Consider the following 6,032-nt stretch of genomic DNA (forward strand, 5'->3'; position numbering starts at 1 on the left):
TGACAAGACACGGGGACGGTTCTACTGTCTCATTGCACGCAATGAGACAGTAGAACCGTCCCCGTGTCTTGTCAGCAGAACCACCCCCGTGTCTTGTCTTATTTTGCGCAAAAACGTATACAATCCATTGTGCGAAATTACTAAAATTACCATTTATTCTTTTGGTAATCTGACAAAATGACTACTAATTGACAAAATAAATGGTTGATTATGCAAAGTTTTTTTGACTAAGTGAATAGATAACCGGTCTAAATTATTTTAGTATGATGCTATGAAAGGAAGGGGCAAAGAGTATGGCAAAGAAAGGTAATAAAGGGGGAGCAGTTGCCAAATCCAGTTGGAAACAGAGCATCAAAAGAGACTGGCAGCTATATCTTCTTCTCTTAATTCCACTTATTCTTGTAATAGTATTTAGTTTTGGAGCTTACCCGGGTCTTAGGATGGCCTTTATGGATTATAAGCCTGCCAAGGGATACGCCGGCAGCAAATGGGTTGGCTGGGCTACGTTCCAGAAAGTTTTCAAGGATGCAGATTTTTCAAGAGCACTTAGAAACTCCATCGTATTTAACATCCTTGATCTCTTCGTAGGATTCCCGATGCCTATCATCCTGGCGCTGATCCTTAACGAGCTCCGCTACCAGAAGTTTAAAAAGGTTTCACAGACAATTCTTTATCTTCCACACTTCCTGTCATGGGCTATCATCGGTAGCGTTGCCCTGACAATGTTCAAGCCCACAAGCGGACTTGTAAACATCGCATTGATGAAGTTTGGATGGATACAGGAAGGAATACCGTTCCTTAATGAAAAATGGCACTGGGCGGTTACATATCTTTTGATAGGAATCTGGCAGTCCATGGGATGGGGCACGATCCTGTACCTGGCAGCCATAACCGGTATCAGCGGCGAGCAGTATGAGGCAGCCATGATCGACGGCGCCAACCGCTGGCAGAGAATGATCCACATAACACTTCCAGGAATCAGAAGCACCATCGTTACACTTCTTATCATGAACCTTGGACGTGTAATGGGAAGTAACCTCGAGAGACTTACATCTCTTGGAAATACCCAGGTTAAAGAGTTCCAGTACCAGCTTGCTGTGTATATCTTCAACAAAGGTATCGGCAACAACAAGTTCAGTATGGCCACGGCAGTAGGTCTTTTCCAATCAGTAATAGGTGTTGCACTTGTTCTTATATCTGACAGGATAGCCAAGAAGCTTGGCGAAGACGGACTTTTGTAGGAGGAACTGTTTAAATGGCTAAGACAAAAGAAATTAAGGCAGGCGAAGAGAGCTTTTCAGCAGGTGGAGCTCACGCTGTCAATAAATTCAAAATAAGCGACGCGATAATGATGCTTGTCATTATCCTTCTGTGCGCAACCTGTGTACTGCCATTCGTTCATGTGGCAGCCAAGTCAATATCGGGCAATACAGCAGTTATGTCACACTCAGTTTACTTCTGGCCCAAGGACATCACCTTTGATGCCTTCAAGCAGGTATTTGCTGATCAGTCAATGACATATGCAATGGTTTTTTCAGTATTTGTAACACTTCTCTTTACTCTTCTTGGAATGATCGTCTGCACCTGTGCAGCATATCCTCTTTCCAAAAAGAGACTTAAAGGAAGAAGCGTTCTGGCATTCATCCTGATGGTTCCAATGTACTTTTCAGCAGGTATCATTCCTCAGTACATTCTCTACTATCAGCTGGGAATCCTGGATACCTTCTGGGTACTGATACTGCCACTTATTTACTCTCCATATAACATGCTGATCATGAAGAACTTTTTCCAGAGTACAATTCCTGACAGCTTGGAGGAGTCAGCTTTCCTTGATGGAGCAACTAATTTCCAGATTCTCTGGAAGATCGTTCTTCCACTTTCAAAGCCCATCATTGCAACACTTTCACTGTTCTACGCAGTAGGAAGATGGAATGCATACGCTGACAACATGTACTACACAAGATCTTCAGAGCTTAAGATGATCCAGTACAAGCTCTACCAGCTGGTTGCATCAGCTACAGAAGCTCAGAATGCTTCCCTTGCTGATACAGGAGCTGTAGTTCAGGCAACACCTGAGGTACTTCAGGCAGCCTGCATTATGTTCGTAACTATTCCGATCATCATCATCTATCCGTTCCTTCAGAAATATTTCGTGCAAGGTACGATGATTGGTGCTGTTAAGGGTTAATGTTCATTACCCCAATGGGGTCAATATAAAAAGGAGGATTACAATGAAAAAGAAGTTATTATCAGCCATTCTCGCAATGAGCATGGTAATGGGACTTGCAGCTTGTGGAAATAATGGTCCAGTTCCAACAGCTACAGAAAGCGGAGATACCAGTGCAGCTACTGAGACACCAGCAGCTACAGAGGCACCCGCAGCAGAGGCTACAGACACAGTAGCCGGTATCGACGGTTGGGAGCCATTTGCAGATCAGGTTACACTTCGCGTAGCTGTTTACGACAGAGGTGATGCAGGTAACGGATGTTCAGACGTTGAGAACAACTACTGGACAAACTGGGTACAGGAGAACTTTGGTGACAAGTACAACATCAAGGTTGAATACGTAGGAATCACACGTTCAGACGTTATGACAGACTACGCTATGCTTGCTTCAACAAATACACTTCCTACTCTTTGCATGGAGTACGATTACGACAAGCTTGCTACATGGGCATCAGACGGATACCTTCAGCCAATCGATCTTGAGCAGTTCAAGACAGTTGCTCCTACATACTGGGCAAGCATGGAAGAGAACGGCCTTACAGGTTATACACAGTTCGACGGCGAAGATTACATCGTTCTTGGAAAAAGACCTTATGGTAACACAAACTACACATTCGTAACATGGTACAGAAAAGACTGGCTTAAGGAAGCTGGCTATGACGGAACATATCCTGCAACAAACACAGAGCTCCTTGAGGCTCTTGGCAAGATGGTTGAGAACGGACACAAGTATCCTATGAGCGGATCAAAGGTTGCAGGTGCCGGCGCTGACCAGAACTACATGTTCAGAGATTATCCTCAGGATGAGACCACATGGTGCACAACAGGTGACTACCAGATCCCAGCTCTTTCAACAGAAGCTCAGAAGAGACTTCTTAAGTGGAACAACGAGCTTTACAACGATGGTTACCTTAACCCTGAGTACTACCTCAGAAGCACAGATGATGTAAACGCTGACTTCGTAAACGGAGAGGCATTCCAGTGGTCAGGTTATGTTTCATCAACAATGGATGTACTTAATTCTTTCTATGAGAACAACCCAGACGCAGAGCTTGGCGTAGTAGTATGCGACAGCAAGTTCGTTCAGGACAGCACATGGGGTTCAAGCAACGCATTCAGACCAAACAACATCTTTGGTGCAATGGTTGGTTTTGCTAACAACGCAACAGAGGACGAGGTTAAGGCTGGTGAGATGTACCTTGAGTGGATGAGCCAGGACGAGAACCTCTTCACAATGACATGGGGTCTTGAAGGTGTTAACTTCAACTACGACGAGAACGGCAATCCTGTAGCTGTTGGTGATCAGTCAGGTCTTCCAGAGCAGCAGGGTCACAACAACAACGTAGACTACTGGATGGTAGTTACAGCTTCCAAGTCATTTGGCGACATCGAGTCAGACATCAAGGCTATCAATCCTCAGGGACTCCCTCAGGACTTCTATGATGACATCCTTGCTAACTACAAGGGACAGCTTGCACTCTATGAGTCAGGATACGCTAATGTAGACTGCCTGTTTGGTGGAGCACTTGAGTCAGTTACAGAGTATGGCACATCACTTAAGGAAGAAGTTTATCCAGAGTTCAGAGATCAGCTTGTAATGTGCAAGCCTGATGAGTTCGATGCTCTTTACGATGAGCTTTCACAGAAGTACCTTGATGCTGGTTACCAGGAGATCATCGACGAGAGACAGTCAATGCTTGACGCTGGCACAACAACAAAGCTTCAGTAATACCTGATTACAACTTTCGATAAATAGGTTGGTTTAAGAAAAGGGCGATGCTTTTATGCATCGCCCTTATTATTTTTTGATTTACCAATTTGGTTCATTTGCACTTTTTCGAAGCTGTTTCATAACGAACAGGTACAGGATGATTGAGAAGATTCCGGCTGTTACCCAGGCGGCTGCATCTCCTGCAACTGCAAGGTTAAAGCTGTGGATCCTTATGGACAGAAAAGCTGTAAAGAATCTTGCAAAAAGTTCAATAATTCCAAGCATCAGAGCTGTCTTTCCATAGCCACAGGCCTGCATTGCATTTCTGTAGATGAAGATCATGGCAAGTGGAATGTAGAACGGAACACATGCAATTACATAAGCTCTTGCATAGGGCATGTAAGCTGTCACGTCAACGCCCTTGTCAAAGAAGAATCCAATTATTATTGGAAGGAGCACCACGCTTAAAACGCCATTAATAATTGAGTAAACACTTGCTATTTTCATGGCATCCTTGGTTCCCTGATGAACTCTGTCAAGGTCGCCATAGCCAAAGTTCTGGCCACAGTATGCTGCCATGGTTTGGCCAAGAGATGGCATTCCTGCTGTCATAAGGTTTACCACCTTGCCTGCTGCTGTGAAGCCTGTTACTGCTGTTGAGCCGTAGATGTTGATGGAAGACTGCATGACCATTGTTCCGGAAGCTGTTATACCAAACTGCAGAGCCATTGGGATTCCAATGTTGAGCTGCTTTAATGAATAGTCTCTTCTAAGGTGCCAGTCGGTTTTCTTAGGCCTAAGGACTTCAACTTTTTTAACAATATAGATGGTGCACAGAACTGCAGATGCCGCCTGGGAAAGATCAGTGGCAAGGGCTGCGCCAAAGGTTCCAAGGTGGAAACCAACGATGAATACCAGGTCCAGGGCGATGTTTAATATCGCTGAGAAGATCAGAAAGTACAGAGGAGTTTTGCTGTTTCCGATTGCTCTTAGTGACGCTGCCAGAAGGTTGTAACCAATAAGTGCTATGCTTCCTGCACAGATAGTTGATATATAGGCATAAGCGTCGTTGTAAATATCCTCAGGAGTATTCATGATCCTAAGAAGCGGATGCATCACCATCAGGGCAACGATGGTAACAATGGCTGTACTGATGATGCCAAGAAGAATGGCGTTTACAAAGGCTTTTCTTGTTCCTTCGTAATCTTCAGCTCCGTATTTCTGGCTGATGAGAACGGTATATCCCGTAGTCATGCCATTGGCAAGTCCCATTATCATGAACATGATAGTTCCGGTGGAACCTACAGCAGCCAAAGCGGTAGGAGATACGTACCGTCCTACGATCACAGTATCTACCATGTTGTAAAACTGCTGGAATATAAATCCAAGAAAAATGGGAATAACGAATTTCAGTAAAAGAGTAAGGGGCCTGCCCTTTGTCATAGTAGCTTCCATTTTTGTCCTCACATTTGATCTTTACCACTTTTTGCCAGGGCAGTGTGCTCCTATGGACAGCGCCCTTATTTCAACGTAGCATCCGCATTTAAGGCAGGTTGCATCTATTAGTTTGTCGCATTCTTTGCAAATATCAAGGCGTCTCTTATATTCTTCATCAGATGCCCGCTCATCATCATTAAGAAGTTTTCTTGTCTTTTCAACCTGAGCGATAACATCATCTTTGCCTGCCATTTCAAACAGAAGGCACCTCTTGCAGCCGCCGTTAGTTTCTTTTTCCATCAGTGTCTCTCCCAGTCATTCTCAAATTTCTCGCAAAATCTTGCTGAAAAGGAAGGCTCTTCATTTCCCATGGTAAGGTGGGTTATGTCCCCAACCCTGAGAGTCCTGAATATTGCAAGTCCCTTTTCTCTTTCCTCCGTGACAACCTCTGTTACAGACGTTGGAGCCATTGCAAGAAACTGCAGCGGTATAAAAGGCGATACATTCCAGAGGCGGCTTAGCATAACACAGGTGATCCCGAAGTGGCAGAAAAGAGCTATCGTCTTATCATTACCTTCTGTAACCCTGTAAATATCACCATCTCTTTTATATCCGTGATCTTCCAAAAGCCCATCAAAGCTTTTGATCACATTGTCA

The 6,032-nt window shown here is 44.4% G+C and carries 5 protein-coding genes and 1 pseudogene; 3 read left to right on the forward strand and 3 right to left on the reverse strand.

Annotated features, from left to right (window positions below):
* Positions 1-293: 293 nt before the first annotated feature.
* The 3 genes from J6I68_RS00610 to J6I68_RS00620 are packed head-to-tail and all read left to right on the forward strand — an operon-like array spanning position 294 to position 3,956.
* A complete protein-coding gene (locus tag J6I68_RS00610) occupies positions 294-1,241 on the forward strand; it encodes an ABC transporter permease (protein ID WP_292216344.1) in 948 nt (315 codons plus the stop codon).
* A gap of 14 nt (positions 1,242-1,255) precedes the next feature.
* Positions 1,256-2,188, forward strand: coding sequence for a carbohydrate ABC transporter permease (locus J6I68_RS00615; protein ID WP_292203199.1), 933 nt, complete (start codon positions 1,256-1,258; stop codon positions 2,186-2,188).
* Between the two features lie 43 nt (positions 2,189-2,231).
* Positions 2,232-3,956 carry an extracellular solute-binding protein gene (locus J6I68_RS00620; RefSeq protein WP_292216347.1) on the forward strand — a complete coding sequence of 575 codons (1,725 nt, stop codon included), beginning with the start codon at positions 2,232-2,234 and terminating at the stop codon, positions 3,954-3,956.
* 81 nt (positions 3,957-4,037) lie between these two features.
* Here the strand turns inward: J6I68_RS00620 and J6I68_RS00625 are convergent, their stop codons facing one another.
* From J6I68_RS00625 to J6I68_RS00635, 3 genes and pseudogenes are all read right to left on the reverse strand, one after another.
* Positions 4,038-5,393: an MATE family efflux transporter gene (locus tag J6I68_RS00625; protein WP_292216348.1), complete on the reverse strand. Its 1,356-nt coding sequence runs from the start codon at positions 5,391-5,393 to the stop codon at positions 4,038-4,040.
* A gap of 21 nt (positions 5,394-5,414) precedes the next feature.
* Positions 5,415-5,675, reverse strand: coding sequence for a DUF6171 family protein (locus J6I68_RS00630; RefSeq protein ID WP_292216350.1), 261 nt, complete (start codon positions 5,673-5,675; stop codon positions 5,415-5,417).
* Positions 5,675-6,032 (reverse strand): annotated as a pseudogene (locus tag J6I68_RS00635) (histidine phosphatase family protein); the annotation flags it as partial. The gene J6I68_RS00630 and the pseudogene J6I68_RS00635, both read right to left, overlap by 1 nt.

The organism is Butyrivibrio sp. (assembly GCF_017940685.1).
Classification (GTDB): domain Bacteria; phylum Bacillota; class Clostridia; order Lachnospirales; family Lachnospiraceae; genus Butyrivibrio.

Excerpts from the sequence above, each read along its gene's own strand:
- J6I68_RS00610 (WP_292216344.1), top strand. The coding sequence starts at position 294 with ATGGCAAAGAAAGGTAATAAAGGGGGAGCAGTTGCCAAATCCAGTTGG.
- J6I68_RS00620 (WP_292216347.1), top strand. The coding sequence starts at position 2,232 with ATGAAAAAGAAGTTATTATCAGCCATTCTCGCAATGAGCATGGTAATG.
- J6I68_RS00615 (WP_292203199.1), top strand. The coding sequence starts at position 1,256 with ATGGCTAAGACAAAAGAAATTAAGGCAGGCGAAGAGAGCTTTTCAGCA.
- J6I68_RS00630 (WP_292216350.1), bottom strand. The coding sequence starts at position 5,675 with ATGGAAAAAGAAACTAACGGCGGCTGCAAGAGGTGCCTTCTGTTTGAA.
- J6I68_RS00625 (WP_292216348.1), bottom strand. The coding sequence starts at position 5,393 with ATGGAAGCTACTATGACAAAGGGCAGGCCCCTTACTCTTTTACTGAAA.